The 16281-nt window shown below is 74.1% G+C and carries 15 protein-coding genes; 5 read left to right on the top strand and 10 right to left on the bottom strand.

Going from position 1 to position 16281, the window contains the following annotated elements:
- Positions 1-41: 41 nt before the first annotated feature.
- Complete coding sequence (gene murQ / locus ACFV04_RS16920) at positions 42-1061, bottom strand: N-acetylmuramic acid 6-phosphate etherase (RefSeq protein ID WP_380529779.1); 1020 nt, start codon at positions 1059-1061, stop codon at positions 42-44.
- 61 nt (positions 1062-1122) lie between these two features.
- Between murQ and ACFV04_RS16915 the strand changes: the two genes are divergently transcribed.
- Entirely contained in the window at positions 1123-1746 is a 624-nt protein-coding gene (locus ACFV04_RS16915) for an endonuclease (protein WP_380529778.1), read from the top strand.
- 125 nt (positions 1747-1871) lie between these two features.
- Here ACFV04_RS16915 and ACFV04_RS16910 read toward each other — a convergent pair whose 3' ends face one another.
- Complete coding sequence (locus ACFV04_RS16910) at positions 1872-2552, bottom strand: DUF6445 family protein (protein WP_360255563.1); 681 nt, start codon at positions 2550-2552, stop codon at positions 1872-1874.
- A 186-nt stretch (positions 2553-2738) separates the two neighbouring features.
- Positions 2739-3392 (bottom strand): TetR/AcrR family transcriptional regulator, encoded by a 654-nt coding sequence (locus tag ACFV04_RS16905; RefSeq protein WP_380346882.1) that lies wholly within the window; start codon positions 3390-3392, stop codon positions 2739-2741.
- A 163-nt stretch (positions 3393-3555) separates the two neighbouring features.
- Here ACFV04_RS16905 and ACFV04_RS16900 point away from each other — a divergent pair, with 163 nt between their 5' ends.
- The gene (locus ACFV04_RS16900; RefSeq protein ID WP_380529776.1) at positions 3556-5010 is read left to right on the top strand and encodes an MDR family MFS transporter; all 1455 of its coding nucleotides are present in this window, start codon (positions 3556-3558) and stop codon (positions 5008-5010) included.
- 220 nt (positions 5011-5230) lie between these two features.
- A complete protein-coding gene (mca, locus tag ACFV04_RS16895; protein WP_380529774.1) occupies positions 5231-6184 on the top strand; it encodes a mycothiol conjugate amidase Mca in 954 nt (317 codons plus the stop codon).
- 45 nt (positions 6185-6229) lie between these two features.
- Here the strand turns inward: mca and ACFV04_RS16890 are convergent, their stop codons facing one another.
- Positions 6230-7030: a hypothetical protein gene (locus tag ACFV04_RS16890; protein WP_380529772.1), complete on the bottom strand. Its 801-nt coding sequence runs from the start codon at positions 7028-7030 to the stop codon at positions 6230-6232.
- 300 nt (positions 7031-7330) lie between these two features.
- Here ACFV04_RS16890 and ACFV04_RS16885 point away from each other — a divergent pair, with 300 nt between their 5' ends.
- Positions 7331-7903 (top strand): PaaI family thioesterase, encoded by a 573-nt coding sequence (locus tag ACFV04_RS16885; RefSeq protein ID WP_380529770.1) that lies wholly within the window; start codon positions 7331-7333, stop codon positions 7901-7903.
- Positions 7904-7995: 92 nt separating this feature from the next.
- Here the strand turns inward: ACFV04_RS16885 and ACFV04_RS16880 are convergent, their stop codons facing one another.
- From ACFV04_RS16880 to ACFV04_RS16870, 3 genes are all read right to left on the bottom strand, one after another.
- Complete coding sequence (locus ACFV04_RS16880; protein ID WP_360255549.1) at positions 7996-8994, bottom strand: YdcF family protein; 999 nt, start codon at positions 8992-8994, stop codon at positions 7996-7998.
- A gap of 144 nt (positions 8995-9138) precedes the next feature.
- Entirely contained in the window at positions 9139-10092 is a 954-nt protein-coding gene (gene pip, locus ACFV04_RS16875; protein ID WP_380346875.1) for a prolyl aminopeptidase, read from the bottom strand.
- A 90-nt stretch (positions 10093-10182) separates the two neighbouring features.
- Entirely contained in the window at positions 10183-10965 is a 783-nt protein-coding gene (locus ACFV04_RS16870; protein ID WP_380529768.1) for a TetR/AcrR family transcriptional regulator, read from the bottom strand.
- Between the two features lie 126 nt (positions 10966-11091).
- Between ACFV04_RS16870 and ACFV04_RS16865 the strand changes: the two genes are divergently transcribed.
- Positions 11092-12666, top strand: a complete 1575-nt coding sequence (locus ACFV04_RS16865; RefSeq protein WP_380529766.1) for an MFS transporter — start codon at positions 11092-11094, stop codon at positions 12664-12666.
- Positions 12667-12741: 75 nt separating this feature from the next.
- On the opposite strand, the gene ACFV04_RS16860 is transcribed toward ACFV04_RS16865, so the two are convergent.
- The 3 genes from ACFV04_RS16860 to ACFV04_RS16850 form a co-directional block, all read right to left on the bottom strand.
- Positions 12742-13566: a lysophospholipid acyltransferase family protein gene (locus tag ACFV04_RS16860; protein WP_380347109.1), complete on the bottom strand. Its 825-nt coding sequence runs from the start codon at positions 13564-13566 to the stop codon at positions 12742-12744.
- Positions 13563-14417, bottom strand: coding sequence for a GNAT family N-acetyltransferase (locus tag ACFV04_RS16855; protein WP_380347107.1), 855 nt, complete (start codon positions 14415-14417; stop codon positions 13563-13565). Before ACFV04_RS16855 ends, ACFV04_RS16860 begins: the two co-directional genes overlap by 4 nt.
- Positions 14418-14843: 426 nt before the next feature.
- Positions 14844-16223 (bottom strand): serine hydrolase domain-containing protein, encoded by a 1380-nt coding sequence (locus tag ACFV04_RS16850; RefSeq protein ID WP_380529799.1) that lies wholly within the window; start codon positions 16221-16223, stop codon positions 14844-14846.
- Positions 16224-16281 lie beyond the last annotated feature (58 nt).

Raw genomic sequence — 16281 nt, 5'->3', positions numbered from 1 at the left:
GGGAGGCGGGGGAGACGGGGGAGGAGGCGGACCGGTCCGGATCAGCCGGTCCGGGCGGCCCGCAGGGCCTCGCGCAGCCGGCCGTCGGCGGCCGTGAGGAGTCGGGAGGCGGTGGGGGCGTCCACATCGGCGAGCAGGAGCAGGACCGCGTCCTTGGCCCGTCCGTCGGTCGCGGTGAGGGCGCGGCGGACGGCCGCCTCGTCGGCGCCGGTGGCCTCGGCGACGATCCGCCGGGCGCGCTCGCGCAGCTTGGCGTTGGTGGCCCGGACGTCGACCATCAGGTTTCCGTACGTCCGGCCGAGGCGGACCATCACCGCCGTCGACAGCATGTTGAGCACCAGCTTCTGCGCCGTGCCCGCCTTGAGCCGGGTCGAGCCGGCCAGCACCTCGGGGCCCACCTCCACCTCGACGACCAGGTCGGCGGCGGCCGCCAGTGCCGAACCGGGGTTGCAGGCCAGAGCGACGGTCAGCGCGCCGGTGGCCCGGGCGGCCCGCACCGCCGCCACCGCGTACGGGGTGCGGCCGGAGGCCGAGACCCCGACCAGGGTGTCGGCGGGTGTGAGGGCCAGTGCGGCCACGTCGGCCACGGCGAGTTCGGGGCGGTCCTCGGCGCCCTCGACGGCCTCCGTCACGGCCGTCCGGCCGCCCGCGATCAGGGCCACGACGAGTGCCGGATCGGTGCCGAAGGTCGGTGGGCACTCGGCCGCGTCCAGCACCCCGAGGCGGCCGGCCGTGCCCGCCCCGGCGTAGACCAGCCGCCCGCCACCCGCCAGCCGGCCTGCCACCGCGTCGACCACGGCGGCGATCCGCTCCACCTGGGCGGCGACGGCCGCCGGGACGGTGCGGTCCTCGGCGTTCATCAGGCGGAGCAGGTCGACGGTGGGCAACTCGTCGATGGCGGCCCAGTCGGGGCGGATCGCCTCGGTGGGCGCCTCGGTGGGTGGCGCGGAGGGCGGGCCGGGGTGGCCGGGGTGGCCGGGGTGGCCGGTCTCGGGCCCCGGGGCGGTCGGCGGGGCGGTCGGCCGGTGTGTGCGGTCGTGGGCCGCGGTGTCCTGGTCCATGCGGCGAAGCGTCCCCCGGTGCGCCGGGCCCGAATCGGGGCAAGCGTGGAGGCAGGAGGTGATGGCCGTGGACACGACCGTTTCCGAGCTGTTGGACCGGTTCGGCCGCACCTACGCGGAGGAGGCCGGGATCACGCTGCGCGACGAGCCCTCACCGCTCTACCGGCTGCTCGTGCTGACGGTCCTCTGCTCGGCCCGAATCAGCGCCGGCACCGCCACCGCGGCGGCCCGTGAGCTGTCGGCCGCCGGACTGCGGACACCGCGCGCGATGGCCGGCGCCCGGCGTGGCACGCTCGTCGCGGCACTCGGCCGGGCCCACTACGTGCGCTACGACGAGAGCACCGCCACCGCACTGGTCCGGGGCGCCGAACTGCTGCTCGACCGCTGGAGCGGCGATCTGCGGCGGCTGCGGGAGGAGGCCGACGGCGAGCCCGAGCGGATCGGCGGGCTGTTGCGGGAGTTCCCCCGGATCGGGCCGGTCGGGGCCGGGATCTTCCGGCGCGAAGCGCAGGCGGTCTGGCCGTCGCTGCGGCCGTACTTCGACGAGCGGGTGCTGGCGCGGGCCCGGGCGCTCGGGCTGCCGGGGAGTCCGGCGGGCCTGGCGGGGCTGGTCGGGGCGGAGGATCTGGCCCGGCTGGCGGCGGCGCTGACGCGGGCGGGACCGGCGCACGTCGGGGCCGCCTGAGCCGGAATGTCAGGGCGTCGGGACGTTGGTCGGCGTCGGGCTGTCGGTCGGCGTCGGGCTGTCGGTCGGTGAGGGGCCGGCCGACGATGAGGGACCGTCGGCCGGCGTCGGGCCGTCCGACGGGGTCAGGCCATCCAGAAGAACACCGCCGTCATCCGGCGGTCCGCCAGTTCGTCGCCGTAGTAGGTGGTGGCGCTGTGGATCAGATTGGCGTGGTAGAGCAGCAGTTGGTTGTAGCGGTTGGGGACGCGGACGTCCTCGACGAAGTGGTCGGCGGGCACGCGGCGGGTGCCGAGCGCCTCGACCAGGTTGGTGTGCGGGGCGTCGACCAGATTGCCGCCGAGGCGGCCGCCGGGGAACTGCTGGCGGTAGAAGCTGGTGCCGGCGTCCTTGGGCGCGCCGGGGCTGAGGTAGAGCACGGCGGCGTAGCGGCAGAGCGCGCGGGAGTCGGTGTGCGGGCGGGACTCGGACTCTCCGGCGCCGACGACCTGGACGCAGTTGTGATTGAGCGTGCCACCGCCCGGGGTGCTCTGCACCCAGAGCCGGGAGGCGCCGGTGGCCTTGCGGACCAAGGCCTCGACCCGGGTCAGCTCGTCGGGCTCCAGGCCCGGCATGGTGCGCAGGCCGGGCCAGGTCTCGGGGCGGTGCGGGTAGCCCTCGGTCCACTCGCCGCGGGCCAGGCAGCGCTCGCGGACGGCGTCCGGGTCGGACAGGACGTCGTTCAGGACCCAGTAGTCCCGGCCCCGGGTGGGCTTGCGGTACGGCAGGACCGGCAGCGTGGTGGGCCTGATGGGCTGTGAGGGCATGGGCCGACGATAGAGGCGGTGATCGTCAACCTTCTGCCGTGAGCAGGTCAACTTTTCGTCAAGGGTGCTCCGGCTCGGGTGAGCCGCTCGGCCCCCTGTCCGGTGCTGGGTGCCGGCTGTCCGGTGCTGGGTGCCGGGCTCACCGTCGGTTCATCGCCGGGCCCAGGGGCAGGCTCACCGCTGGGCTCACTGCCGGGCCTCGCGCACGGCGAAGCCACCCAGTGCGCCCTCCAGTCGGCCGTAGGCGTGGACGGCGGACGGGCGGACCGCGGCGGCGATCGCGGCCTGCTCCTCGCCGGCCAGGGTGCGGCGCAGGACCTCGCCGAACACCGCCCGGTCGACGGCGGCGAGCAGTGCGGCGGCGACCCGGCTCTCGAAGCCGACGGGTCTCTCGTGCACGGCCTCGGCGAGCGCCTCGGCGAGCGCGGTCTCGCTCTGCTCGTGCACCTCGCGCAGCCGGGCGACCAGGGCCGGGCTGTCGAAGACCGTACGGGCGAAGGCGGGGCCGGAGAAGCCGAGCCGGGGGTCGTGCCGGTCGAGCCTGGCCAGGCAGTCGCGACGCAGCGCGGCGAGGGCGGACTCGCCCGGCACGCGCTCGGCGACGACCCGGGCGAGCCGGTCGACGAGCTCCTCGTGCAGGTCGAAGAAGAGGTCCTCCTTGCGCGGAAAGTGGTTGGTGACGGTCATCTTGGCGACGCCTGCGGCGGCCGCGACCTCGGCGATCGTCGTCCGGTCGAAGCCCTGCTCGATGAAGAGCCTGGTGGCGGCGTGCGAGATCGCCTCGCGGGTGCGGCGCTTGTTGAGCTCGCGGAGGTTCGGCGGTGTCCCGGTCTCGGTCATGGCGGGAGCCTAGCGCAGCTCGCTGGGTCGAGCACAGTAATTAGGCTTGACCCAGAGACTGGGTCCGTCCTAAGTTCTTCTCGGGCGGCCGAGGAGGTCGCCGGGGTGGCCGCCGGATGGCACGGGGGCGACTCGACCGAGGCACGTCTCAGGGGAGGGGCGCATGAGCACACCAGTCACGGCGGAGGGCCGGCGAGGGGGAGTCCGGGGGGAGGGCGAGCAGTCGGAGCCGATTCCGCCGGGCCTGTGGAAGATGGGCGCGGTGCTCGCGCTGGGTCCGATCCTGGCACTGCTGGACACGACGATCGTCAACGTCGGCATCGACTCCGTCGGCCGCGACCTGCACAGCTCGATCGCGGCGGTGCAGTGGGTGGCCACGGGGTACCTGCTGGCGATCTCGCTGACCATGCCGCTCTCCGGCTGGGCCGCGGGCCGCTTCGGGGCCCGGCGGGCGTGGCTCGCCTCGGTCGTCCTGTTCGTCCTCGGATCGGCGCTGTGCGGCCTGGCCTGGTCGACGGGCAGTCTGATCGCCTTCCGAGTGCTGCAGGGAATCGGCGGCGGGATGATTCAACCGCTCGGCCAGACCATCATCATACAAGCGGCCGGTCCGTCCCGGATCGGGCGGGTGATGGGCACCCTGATGCTCCCGATCAGCCTGGCCCCGGTCCTGGGGCCCATCCTCGGCGGGCTGGTGCTGGAGCACCTCGACTGGCGCTGGATGTTCCTGCTGAACGTGCCGGTCGGCCTGCTGACCCTGCTGCTGGCGGCCCGTTGGCTGCCCTCCGACGAGGCGTCCGACGCACCGAAACCCCGGCTGGACGTGACGGGCCTGGCGCTGCTCTCACCCGGCTTGACCGGCCTGGTCTACGGGCTCTCGACGGTCGGTGACGGCGGAACAGCCGGCTTGGTCGCCCTGGTGGCGGGCGCGGTGCTGGTGGTGGCCTACGGCTGGTACGCGCTGCGGGTGGGGCGCGATGGGGTCCGGGCGCCGCTGATCGACCTACGGCTGTTCGCCCGGCGCGGTTTCAGCGTGGCGACGGCGAACAGCTTCCTGCAGGGGGCCGCGCTCTACAGCTCGATGTTCCTGGTCCCGCTCTACTACCAGCAGGTGAAGCACGCCGGGGCGGTGGAGGCCGGCCTGCTGCTGGCACCGCAGGCCCTCGGTACGGCGGTCACCGCGATGCTGGCCGCCCGCATCACGGACCGCGTCGCGCCGCGCCCGCTCATCATGATCGGCATCGCCTGCTCCCTGGCCGGCACACTCGCGTTCACCCGGCTGGGCAGCGGTTCCGAACCGGCCGCCTGGCTGATCGCCGGCTCGCTGGCGCTGCGCGGCGCGGGCATGGGGATCATCGCGATACCCGGCCTGGCGGCGGTGTACGGGAGCGTCGAGAAGGCCCAGGTGCCGGCGGCGGCCGGTGCGGTCAACGTCCTGAACCGGGTCGGCGGGGCGCTCGGCACCGCGGTGCTGACCCTGGCCCTCCAGCAGGCGCAGAGCGGTCACCAGGACCGGCCGGGCGCGGCCTTCGGGGAGACATTCTGGTGGGTGCTGGCCCTCTCGGCGATGGCGATCGCGCCAGCCTGCCTCTATCCGAACACCCGCAAGGAGGCCACCTGAACGGCCGTCAGCCCGGCCGTCAGCCCGGCCGTCAACCCGGCCGCCGAACGGCTCTCGGCCCCGGCGGCTTCCGACCGGAGGCTCTCGACCGGCGGTGCGTGACTCCGGCGGTGCTCGGCCTCGGCGCTTCTCGACCGGCTGTTCCGCAGCCGGTCCCGCGAACGGCAGAACTCTCGACCGACGTTTGACCGACTTTCGATTGACTCCCACGGAGACCCCCATGTTCACCAAGCACCCCGGCGGCCTGCGCCTGCTCAGCGTGCACGCGCACCCCGACGACGAGTCCAGCAAGGGCGCGGCCACGCTCGTCCGGTACGCCACCGAGGGAGTGGAGGTCCTGGTCGCCACCTGTACCGGCGGTGAGCGAGGTTCGGTGCTCAACCCGGCGTTGGACCGTCCCGAGGTCCGGGCCGACATCGCCCGGATCCGGCGCGAGGAGATGACGGTCGCCCGGGAGATCCTCGGGGTGCGTCAGCGGTTCCTCGGCTTCGTCGACTCCGGCATGCCGGGGCCGGACGAGCCGCTGCCGGAAGGCTGCTTCGCCGCACAGCCGGTCGAGGTCGCGGCGGCGCCGCTGGTCGCGCTGATCCGCGAGTTCCGCCCGCACGTGGTCATCACCTACGACGAGACCGGCGGGTACCCGCACCCCGACCACGTGATGACCCACCGGGTCGCCGTGGCCGCCTTCGAAGCCGCCGCCGACCCGGCGCGCCACCCGGGGACGGGCGAGCCCTGGCAGGCGTCCAAGCTCTACTACCACCTGGCGCTCTCCCGGGCCTGGTTCCAGACCCTGCACGACGCCATGACGGAGCGCGGTGTTCCGTCGGCCATGGCCGAACTGCTGGCCGAGTGGCCCGATGTGCCGCCCGCCCTGCCGACCACCACCCGGATCGCGTGCGCCGAGCACTTCGCCGTGCGGGACGCGGCGATGCTGGCGCACGCCACCCAGGTCGCACCCGGAACCGCGTTCATGGCCCACCCCCGGGACATCGAGCGGGAGGTCTGGCCGACCGAGGACTACCACCTGGCCCGGAGCCTGGTGCCCGTCGCTGCCGGTGCGGTCGGTGGGGCTACCGGTGGTGCGACCGGTGGGACGGCCCCGGCCGGCGCGGTCGAGAGCGACCTGTTCGCCGGGCTCCGGGAGGACCAGGGGGGCTCGGCCGTGTCCTCCTGACCATCTGTCGTGCCGCCCTGCGAACCGCTGCTCGCCCGAACGGCGTCAGCGCGGCGGATGGCGGTGGTGATCACCACGCAGGACGAGGGCGGGCGCATCGGGGTCGTAGGCTCCGCAGGCGGTGGCGGACCAGGCCGACCACTGCTGCGGCACGGTGTAGTAGGGCACCAGGTGCGGCCCGCTGCCCCGGTCGGTGGCCCCGGCGGGAAGCAACGCCGGAAGCACGTCCGGGGTCTGGCCCGCCAGGATGGCGTTGCGGCAGGACCGGCAGGCCGGACGCCGGTCCGCGGCGGCCTCCCGGGCACCGTGGGTGGGGCGCTGGCGCTGCTTCTTCCCGGGCCGAGGGGCGGTGGCGGCGGGGAGGGCCGGGCCGTGCAAAGGGTTGTAGAAGCAGCGGACGGTCGGCTGCTCGGGGCGGTGCCCCGCCAGCAGGGCGTGGGCGGCGGCGAGCCGCTCGACGGCCTGTTCTGCCAGCACGACCGCGGCCGCGAGGCCGGGGAGGTCGGTGTGGGGGTCCTCGGCCTGCTCCAGCAGCCGCCCGGCGGCCTCGAACGTCTCCAGGGCCCACAGGTACCCGGCGCGTGCGGCGGACTGCGTGGAGCCGGTGGTCTCCTCGGCGGAAAGCCGTAGTTCGGCGGCCCGGAAGAGTTCGCCCGCGGCGGTCACCCGCTGCGCGGCGAGCCGTGCGAGCCGGTCGCGGAGCACCTCCCACTCGCCCAGCACCAGCTCCCGCCGCTCCCGCTCGGCGCGCTGCCGCTCGGCCCGCGTACGCCTCGGGCCACGCCGATCGGTCTGCTCCTGCGGAACCGTCAGCAGTCTGACGAACCACCAGCGGCGAAACACCATGCCTCCGACACACCACCACGGGCCGACACCCTGACCAGGACCAACGGGATCATTCTGCGCCCGCCGCTCCGAACGGGTGACACCGGCCCGGTTCCGATCCGCAGGACTCGCCCTGGCGACCATCCTCAGGGCCGCACAAGGGCCGTACAAGAGCCGAGCGAGGCGGTGTTGATTGTGGGGGCGAGTGTTCGGCCCCTTGAGAAGGTTGCGGGGAGCCGGGGCGGGGAGGCCGGCAGCGGTTGCCCTGCCGTACCGCGGAAGGCACTTGAGACGGATCACCGAACCGGGCAGGTTGATCCCATGACGACTTCAGAGATCGACTCCGACAAGCAGCAGCAGAAGCCGCAGCAGAAGCCGCAGCACCCGTCCGACCGGGAACTGCGCACCCGGACCCACACCTGGACGGCCGGTCCGCCGATCGCCGAGTACTCCCACCTGACCGGGGAGGAGATCCTGCTGGAGTGGATCGCCGGGCGGATCCCGGAGCCCTCGATCTGCAGCACCATGGGCTTCCACCTCACCGAGGTGAAGCCGGGTACGGCGGTGTTCGAGGGCCACTTCGGCGACCACCTCCACAACCCGATGAACACCGTGCACGGCGGCTACCTGGCCACTCTGCTGGACTCGGCGCTCGGCTGCGCCGTGCTGAGCAGGCTGTCGGCCGGTCTCGGTTACACGACCACCCAGCTGAACGTGCACATGCTGCGCCCGTTGTTCGCGGACTCGGCGCCGGTGCGCTGCGAGGCCGAGGTGCTGCACCTGGGCCGGACGATGGCGACCGCCGAGGCCAGAGTGATCGGTGTGGAGAGCGGAAAGCTCTACGCGCACGCCACCACCACCTGCGCGATCCTGGCGCCCCGGCCCGTGGCCTGACGGGTCGACGTCCCGAGCGGGCGGAACGCCTGGTCCCGGCCGCCGAGGCTGCCGGGACCAGGCCCGAGGAAGGTCCCGGACACCGGGGGCGCTCAGAGCGCCGCGAGCACCCCGCAGAGCGCGAGGAGGCCGCAGATCCCGAAGTTGACGAGCTTGTGCGAGAGGAACACCGCCGCGAACTCGCGGATGGTCGCGCTCGGCCAGTAGTACCGCGCGGTGGGTGAGCCGAGGACGTGCCCGTTCACTCCGGTCTTGCGGGCGAGAAGCGCCGCCCGGAAGGCGTGGAAGTCGTTGGTGACCACGACGCAGCGGTAGTCGGGCTTGGCCCGCTCCATGATGGCCTTGCTGAAGAGCAGGTTCTCCTCGGTGGTGCGCGAGCGGTCCTCCCGCTCCAGCTGCCCGGCAGGGAAGCCGCGTTCGGCCAGGTAGTCGGCCATCGCGTGGGACTCCGGCAGCTTCTCGTCCGGCCCCTGACCGCCTGAGGTGATCAGCACCGGGGGGTTGCCGCGTGCGGCCTGCTTCTCGTACGCCTGGCGGCCCCGCTCCAGTCGGCTGGCCAGCAGCGGCGGGACGCGTTCGCCGCCGATCAGCCCGGAGCCGAGCACGACCACGAAGTCGACGTTCCGGCGCGGTCGGTGGCGGCTGTAGAGGAAGGCGTAGCCGACGAAGCAGACGAACAGGAACGAGACGTAGAGGACGACCAGGACGGCGGTGCCCGCCAGCACGGCCAGCGACTTGGAGCCGGTGACGAGGGCGGCGAGCAGCAGCCCGATCACGCCGAGCATGCCCGATCCGGCGAGCAGGGACAGCAGGTTGGCGGGCCGGGTGCCCTCCTTGCGGATCATGGTGATGCCGTTGGAGATCAGGAACCAGATCAGGGCCACCGTGCCGAGGGCCGGCAGCAGGATGATCGCCACCGCGACGACCTCCACCACGAGAGTGGGGGCCTTGCGGAGTCCGGCGAGCAGAGCCAGCAGGAGGAGTGAGACGGCGATGCCGAGGAGGACGGCGTTGCTGAACTGACGGCGGTCGCGCAGTACCCCGATTCCGAACAACAGGAAGAACAGCGCGGCCGGGGCGTAGGCGATCATGCGTCGTATCGTAGGGGTTCATCGGAATGGGTCATGGGTGACGGATGGCCGGGACCTCCAGGCCGGTACCGGCGCCCCCGACGTCCACGCCGCCCCGGACTAGCACTTCGCCCCTCGCGCTTCGCCCCGGCCGGTCCCGGATGGTCAGGCGAACCGCTCGATCGCGGCCAGGACCGCCTCCGTCATCCGCGGGCTCCCGGTGTGCCCGGATTCGTCGATGACCGTCAGTCGGGCGTCCGGCCAGGCCTTGGCCAGCTTCCAGGGGATGCCGAGGGGGGCGCCGAGGTCCAGCCGCCCGTGGATGAGCTCGGCCGGGATCCCGGCCAACAGCCCGGCGTCGCGGAGCAGTTGACCGTCAGTCAGGAAGGCCCGGTGGGAGAAGTAGTGTGCGGTGATCCGGGTGAAGGCCATGAGGGCGTCGGAGGGTCGGTCGCTGTAGGCGTTCGGCTTGCCCAGGGCCTCGTGCGCGATGACCGCGTCCTCCCAGGTGGCCCAGGCGTTGGCGGCGGCCCGTCGGACCGTCTCGTCGGAGTCGTCGAGCAGCCGGCTGTAGGCGGTGAGGAGGTCGCCGTCCCGGTCGGCGGCCGGCAGGAAGTCCCGGAAGTCCTCCCATGGTCCGGGGATCAGTCGGCCGACGCCCCGGTAGAGCCAGTCGAGTTCGTCGGCGTCGGTCATGGTGACCCCGCAGATCACGATCCCGGAGACCCGTTCCGGGTGTGCCTGCGCGTACGCGAGGATCAGCGTGGAGCCCCACGAGCCGCCGTACAGCAGCCACTTGTCGATGCCGAGGTGTTCGCGCAGCCGCTCCATGTCGGCGATCAGGTGCGCGGTGGTGTTGTGCTCCATCCGGGTCGACGGGTCGGCGGCGTGCGGGAGGCTCTGCCCGCAGCCGCGCTGGTCGAACTGGACGACGCGGTAGCGCTCCGGGTCGAAGTACCGCCGGGAGCCCGGGCTGTGGCCGGATCCGGGCCCGCCGTGCACCACCGCGGCCGGGGTGCCCGCCGGGTTCCCGGAGGCGTTCCAGTACATCCGTTGCCCGTCACCGACGTCCAACAGGCCCTGGGCGTACGGCTCGTAGAGGGGGTAGGTGGCGGGCATCGGTGACTCCTCCGTGGTCGTACGGACGGGGGTGCCCGGTGAGCCTACCCCGGGGCCGGGCGCCGCCGTACGGCCTGTCGAGCCGCCGGATCAGCGCCGCTCCGGCGGGAGCAGCGTGGCGAGCCCGTCGAGGATGCGCTCCACGCAGAACTCGAAGCGGACGTCGAGATCGGGTTCGGTGAGGTCGGCGGCGAGCTCGACCAGGTTGGGGAAGGTCTCGACGGGCAGGGCGCGGAAGCGGTCGCGGACCTCGCCGACGACCTCCAGCCGACTGGCGCCGTCGGCCTCGGCGGCCGACAGGGGTGACTGCTCCTGGAGGACGAAGCCCTGTACGAAGGAGCTCAGCAGGTAGGTGGTCAGGGCGGCGTGGGCGTCGGAGAAGCCGGCCTCCCGCAGCCGGTCCAGTTGGTCCTCCAGCAGTCCGAACAGGTGGGGGCCCGGGGCGAGGCGGCCGGCGACGACCTTCGCGGCGTCGCGGTTGTCGTGCAGGAGGCTGCGGTAGCGCCAGCAGTAGCCGCGCAGCTGTACCCGCCAGTCGCCCTCGCGCGGCGGGGGTTCGGCCGACGCCATGATCGCGTCGTTGAGCAGGTCGAGCAGCTCTTCCTTGTTGCGGACGTGCCAGTACAGCGAGGCCGCCTTGACGCCGACCTCGGTGGCGACCTTGCGCATCGACAGTCCGGCCAGGCCGTCCCGTTCCAGGACCCGGAGGGCCGCCCGGGCAAGGGCGTCCCTGGTCAGGGCGGGGGCCTGGGCCGGCTTTCCGGGCCCGGCGGCCGCCTTTCCCGGTCCGGCGCTCCCGCCCTCCGGTCCGGCCGTCCCGTTTCCGGCCCCCGCTGTTCCGTTCCCCGGCGTGGTCGTGTCGTTCTCCGGCATGGCTGTGCGGACGCCTCCAGCGCTGTCGTGGAAATTCCCGCTTGCAATCTAACACCGTTAGGGGCACTCTGTGGCTGCCGAACCAATCCCTAACAGTGTTAGGTGCTCATCTCCGGGAGGGGATCCATGGACGGGTCGAGTGCCCGCCGACGGCGGCTCGCGCTGCTCACGCTCTGCGTCACCATGTTCATGTCCATGCTGGACAACGTCATCGTCAACAACGCCCTGCCCCGGATCGGGCAGGACCTGCACGCAGGGATCAGCGGCCTGCAGTGGATCGCCGAGGGCTACAGCCTCGTCTACGCCGCCCTCCTGCTGACCGGCGGCACGCTCGGCGACCGCTACGGCCGTACCCGGGTGTTCCGGCTCGGTCTCGCCCTGTTCACGGCGGGCTCCGCCGTCGCCGCCCTCGCCGGGATGATCGGGGTGCTGGTCGGCGCCCGGATGCTGCAGGGCGTCGGGGCGGCCCTGCTCACCCCCGGCAGTCTCGCCCTGCTGCGGCACGTCTTCACCGACGAGCGCGAGCGGGCCGGCGCCGTCGCCACGTGGTCCGGGGTCTCCGCGCTCGGCCTCTCGGTGGGCCCCGTGGTCGGCGGCCCGATGGTCGAGCACCTCGGCTGGGCCAGCGTGTTCTGGATCAACGTGCCGATCGGGGCCGTCGGGCTGCTGCTCGCCGCCCGCGTCCTGCCGGACATCCCGCCGCGCCCGCGCCGCATCGACCTCGGTGGCCTCGCACTGTCCGCCACCGGGCTGACCCTGCTGGTCCACGCCCTGGTCGAGGGCCCGTCCCGGGGCTGGACGGACGCCCGGGTGCTCGGCGGCGGCGCGGCGGCCGCCGTTCTGCTGCTCGCCTTCCTGGTGCTCGAACTGCGCCTCGCGGAGCCGATGCTGGAGCTGCGGCTGTTCCGGGACGGCGCACTGGCCGGTGCGCTGCTCAGCGGATTCATGGTCAGCTTCGGGATGTTCGGCGCCCTGTTCTTCCTGCCGCTGATGATGCAGGGCACCCTCGGGTGGTCACCGGCCGCCGCGGGTTACGCCGGACTGCCGATGACCGCGATGCTGGTGGTCGCCGCGCCGCTGTCCGGCCGGCTGACCGCCCGTCACGGCCCGCGGCCGCCGCTGGTGCTCGGCCTGGCGCTGTGCGCGGCGGGTCTCGGCGGGCTGGCGCTGTACGGCGACCACGCCCGCTACCCGGAATACCTGTGGACGCTGTTCGCGATGGGCCTCGGGATGGGGCTGACCTTCACCCCGGTGTCGATCGCCGTGATGATGCGGGTCCCCCCGGAACGGACCGGGATGGCCTCGGCCGCCGTCAACACGCTGCGCGAACTCGGCGGCGTGCTCGGGATCGCCGTGCTGGGCGCCGTGCTGACCGACCGGCTGACCGGTTCCCTGACGGCCGCCCTGGACCGGCTCGGCGTCCCGCCGGACGTGGTCGGCCCGGTCGCGGACGCGCCCACCGGCGCGCTGCACGGGGGCGGACCGGGAACGGCGGCCCTGCCCGGCCCCGTCCGGGACGCCGTGGACGGGGCGTTCATCGACGGCATCCACCTCGCCGTGCTGTGCGGGGCGGCCGCGCTCGCCGTCACCGCCGTGCTGGTCGCCGTCCTGCTCGGCCGGGCCCGACCGGTCGTCCCGGCCGGTGCCGCCGCCGGGCGGCGGCCGCACCCGGCGGAGCCGGCCGGATCCCGGCGGGCCTGACGGGCCGGGGTTGACGGGCCGGGCCTGACCGGCCGGGGTCGACCGGGCCGGCCCGGCCGCCGTGGTGGCGGCCGGTCAGTGGATGCCCTCGACCGCCGCCTGCGCCGCGCGGGCCAGTTCGCGCCGCGCGCCGGACCGGGTGGCCCGCGGGGCGGGCGGCGGGATCGGCGGCAGGAACGTCACGTCGGCGACCAGCCCGCGCGCCGCGACCACCCGGGCGAGCGAGGTGAGCAGGCCGTCGTCCCCGACGAAGGCTGGGACACTGGTCGGCCGCCCGTCCGCCAGCCGGTAGCGGATCGTCACCGGCTGGACGAAGGCCCCGGCCTCCACCGCGGCCTGGAACAGCGCGGGGCGGAACCGCCCGCTCTCCCGCCCGCACCAGGTCGAGCCCTCCGGGAAGACGATCACCGGGTGTCCGGAGCGCAGCTCCTCGGCGACCTCCGCGACGGTGTCGGGCAGTGTCCGCAGCCGGTCGCGGTCCAGGAAGACGGTGCCGCCCCAGGCGACCAGCGGGCCGAGCACCGGCCACCGCCGGACCTCGGTCTTGGCCAGTGAGCGGCCCGGCCGGCCGGCGGCGAGCAGTGGGATGTCCAGCCAGGACACGTGGTTGGCCACCACGAGCACCCCGCCGCCGCCCGCGCCGGCGGGCCGGGCGCCGGGCCCGGCGAGGTGGACGGTCACGCCGAGGGTGCGCAGCAGGACGCGCGCCCAGAGCCGGATCAGCCGCTCCCGCCCCCCGTACGGAAGCAGCCGGACCGGCGGGCTGAGCACGACGCCGGCCACCACCGCCGCCAGGCAGGCCGTCAGCCGCAGCGCCCGCCGGGGGTGGGAGACCTCCGGGGCGGGGTCGGCGAGGCAGGTCTCGGGCCGGCAGGTCGCCGTGGGCAGCCAGACGCTCACGACGCGGAGCCCAGGCCGGGCAGCCCGGAGAGGAAGTGCCGCAGGTAGCGCGGGTCGGTGCGCTCCAGCGAGAGCAGCACGTACAGGTCGGCGCAGTCGAAGTCCGGGTCGTACGCGGGCTCGCCGCAGACCCAGGCGCCGAGCCGCAGGTAGCCGCGGAGCAGCGCCGGCAGCGGGCCCCGCTCGGCGCGCGGCACACCGGTGGCGTCCCAGCGGTGGCGCGGGGCGACCCGGTACTCGGCGGGGGCCAGGTGCTTGGCGCTGACGGTGTCCCAGACCCGGGCGGCGGTGGCGCCGCCGTCCTCCAGGCCGATCGAGCAGCAGCCGCCGACCCAGGTGTTGCCGGTGTCGGCGAGGTAGCGGGCGATGCCGCCCCACATCAGGTTGATGACGGCGCCGTTGCCCCGGTGGTCCGGGTGGATGCAGGAGCGTCCCAGCTCGACCAGGCCGGGGCGGACCGGCGCCAGGGCGGAGAGGTCGAACTCGCCCTCGGAGTACAGCCGTCCGGCGCGGCGGGCGGCCTCGGGGCGCAGCAGCCGGTAGGTGCCGACGACGGTGCCGTGCTCGCCCTCACGGACCAGGAGGTGGTCGCAGTGCTCGTCGAACGGGTCGACGTCCAGGCCTGCGACCGGGCTGTGCAGGACGGCGCCGAGCTCGGCGGCGAACACCTGGTGGCGCAGCCGCTGGGCGGCCCGCACGTCGTCCTCGTCGCGGGCGAGGGAGACGGTGTAGGCGGCCGGGGCGGGCGTGGGGACGACGGCCGGGGCGGGCCGGTGGCGGGGGGCGGGGACCGCCGGGGCGTCGTGGGTGGGGGCGACTGCGGACGGAGCGTACGTGGGGACGGTGGTCATGGCGGACCCTCCAGGGCAGCACGATCGGCGGTGCCGAGGATCGCCAGGGCACCGTCCCGGTCCGCAGGTGGTTCGGGCATGGACGCGAACCGGTCTCGGTATGTCTCTCCGAGCCGGTTGGCATCCACGTTGCGGCGCGGCGGAGCGCAGATGTGCACCTGTTGAATGGGACCACCCGTGGCTTGCCGGTCACCTGCCGGGCACCGGGCGCTCGTTCGCAGGGGGTGGACAACGGGGGCGTACGGCTGCACCGTACGCCCCCGCCGTCGGGCCCGCCCCACCCGGGTCACCGGACTCACCGGGCTACCTCGGTCACCGGACTCACCGGACTCACCGGGTCAGGGTCACCCCGGTCACCTGAGACACCCCGGTCACCCGGTTCACCCCGGTCACCTGAGTCACCCCGGTTCACCGGTGCAGCCCCGGTCACATGGAGTGCCAGCCCTCCGGGCCGACGCCGCCCGGGACGGCGTCGGCCGGACCGTACGGTTCCCGGGTGTAGACGAAGGAGCCGACGTCGAGGTGGCTGACCGTGCCGTCGGCCTTGCGGACCACCCGCAGGGTCTCGCCCGCGTAGTAGTTGTCGAGGCCGGTCCAGGTGCCGTCCGGCTCGGGCCGGAAGCGCGAGCCGCGGCCGGTCGAGGCGAGCTGGGAGAGTTCCAGGACGCGGTCGGCCCGCAGCCGCAGGGTGTTCGGCGCGGCGCCCCAGTACCAGGGGCCGGTGAGCTCCAGCAGGTCCTCGTCGGCCTCGGGCAGCGGGCGCCAGGGCTCGGGCAGCGGGGGCTCGTGGTCGGCGGTGAGGGTGATCAATCCGGCGGCGAGCTGCGGGGCGTTGCCGCCGCTGGTGGCGTTGGAGAGGGCGAACGCGGCGAGTCCGTCGGTCTCGCTGATCCACAGGCCGGCCGTGAAGCCGGGCATCGAGCCGGTGTGCCCGTACAGCAACCGGCCCTCGTGGCGGCGCAGTTGCAGGCCGAGGCCGAAGGCGGTGGTCCACCCGGCGTCATCCGGGGCGACGGCGGGGCGGCGCATCTCGGCGAGGGTGTCGGCGGGCAGCACCTTGTCGTCGCCGGCGGCGAGGAAGGCCGCCCAGCGGGCCAGGTCGGCGCCGGTGGACCAGAGTTGGCCGGCCGGGCCCATCAGGCCGGTGTCGGTGAGCGGCTCGGGCAGCATGACGTCGGCCCACGGGTGGACGGCGAAGCCCCCGGCGTGCGGGTGTCGGGGCAGCAGCGTGGTGCGGTCCATGCCGAGCGGCGCCAGCACCTCGCGGCGTAGCACCTCGCCCCAGTGCTCACCGCGCACCTTCTCCACCAGCGCGCCGAGCAGCGCGTAGCCGGGGTTGGAGTAGTGGAGGCGGCGTCCGGCCGGGTGTTTGACGGGCCGGCCGGTCTCCAGGACGTCGTCGAGGGCGGGCCGCAGGGAGCCGTCGGTCCGCTCCCACCACGGGCCGGGGGTCTCGGCGGCGAGCCCCGAGGAGTGCGAGAGCAGGTGGGCGATCGTCGCGCCGTCGGCCGCGGTGCCGGGCAGGTGGCGGCCGAGCGGGTCGGCGAGGTCGAGCAGGCCCTCGTCGCGCAGCCGCAGCACCAGGACGGCGACGAAGGTCTTGGTGAGCGAGCCGATCCGGTACTGGACGTCCGGGGTCGGCGCGTGGCCGTCGACCATGCTGCGGGCGCCGCTCCACACCAGCCGCCCGCCGCGCACCACGCCGGCGACCATCGAGGGAGTGCGCCCCTCGGACTGGGCGACCGCGAGGAGGTGCAGCAGGGCGCGGCGGGTGGTCGGCAGCAGTTCGTCGGGCAGGCCGGTCATGTGGGCTTCTGAACTCATCGACATGTGACGGACAGTAGCCCAGCCCGGCGCCGGCCCC

It is taken from the genome of Kitasatospora sp. NPDC059599, assembly GCF_042735125.1.
In the GTDB taxonomy this organism is placed as follows: domain Bacteria; phylum Actinomycetota; class Actinomycetes; order Streptomycetales; family Streptomycetaceae; genus Kitasatospora.
This window is presented reverse-complemented; position numbering and strand designations above follow the sequence as displayed.

Coding starts and splice junctions, on each gene's coding strand:
- murQ (WP_380529779.1), bottom strand. CDS start 1,061: ATGGACCAGGACACCGCGGCCCACGACCGCACACACCGGCCGACCGCC.
- ACFV04_RS16915 (WP_380529778.1), top strand. CDS start 1,123: ATGGCCGTGGACACGACCGTTTCCGAGCTGTTGGACCGGTTCGGCCGC.
- ACFV04_RS16910 (WP_360255563.1), bottom strand. CDS start 2,552: ATGCCCTCACAGCCCATCAGGCCCACCACGCTGCCGGTCCTGCCGTAC.
- ACFV04_RS16905 (WP_380346882.1), bottom strand. CDS start 3,392: ATGACCGAGACCGGGACACCGCCGAACCTCCGCGAGCTCAACAAGCGC.
- ACFV04_RS16900 (WP_380529776.1), top strand. CDS start 3,556: ATGAGCACACCAGTCACGGCGGAGGGCCGGCGAGGGGGAGTCCGGGGG.
- mca (WP_380529774.1), top strand. CDS start 5,231: ATGTTCACCAAGCACCCCGGCGGCCTGCGCCTGCTCAGCGTGCACGCG.
- ACFV04_RS16890 (WP_380529772.1), bottom strand. CDS start 7,030: ATGGTGTTTCGCCGCTGGTGGTTCGTCAGACTGCTGACGGTTCCGCAG.
- ACFV04_RS16885 (WP_380529770.1), top strand. CDS start 7,331: ATGACGACTTCAGAGATCGACTCCGACAAGCAGCAGCAGAAGCCGCAG.
- ACFV04_RS16880 (WP_360255549.1), bottom strand. CDS start 8,994: ATGATCGCCTACGCCCCGGCCGCGCTGTTCTTCCTGTTGTTCGGAATC.
- pip (WP_380346875.1), bottom strand. CDS start 10,092: ATGCCCGCCACCTACCCCCTCTACGAGCCGTACGCCCAGGGCCTGTTG.
- ACFV04_RS16870 (WP_380529768.1), bottom strand. CDS start 10,965: ATGCCGGAGAACGACACGACCACGCCGGGGAACGGAACAGCGGGGGCC.
- ACFV04_RS16865 (WP_380529766.1), top strand. CDS start 11,092: ATGGACGGGTCGAGTGCCCGCCGACGGCGGCTCGCGCTGCTCACGCTC.
- ACFV04_RS16855 (WP_380347107.1), bottom strand. CDS start 14,417: ATGACCACCGTCCCCACGTACGCTCCGTCCGCAGTCGCCCCCACCCAC.
- ACFV04_RS16850 (WP_380529799.1), bottom strand. CDS start 16,223: ATGACCGGCCTGCCCGACGAACTGCTGCCGACCACCCGCCGCGCCCTG.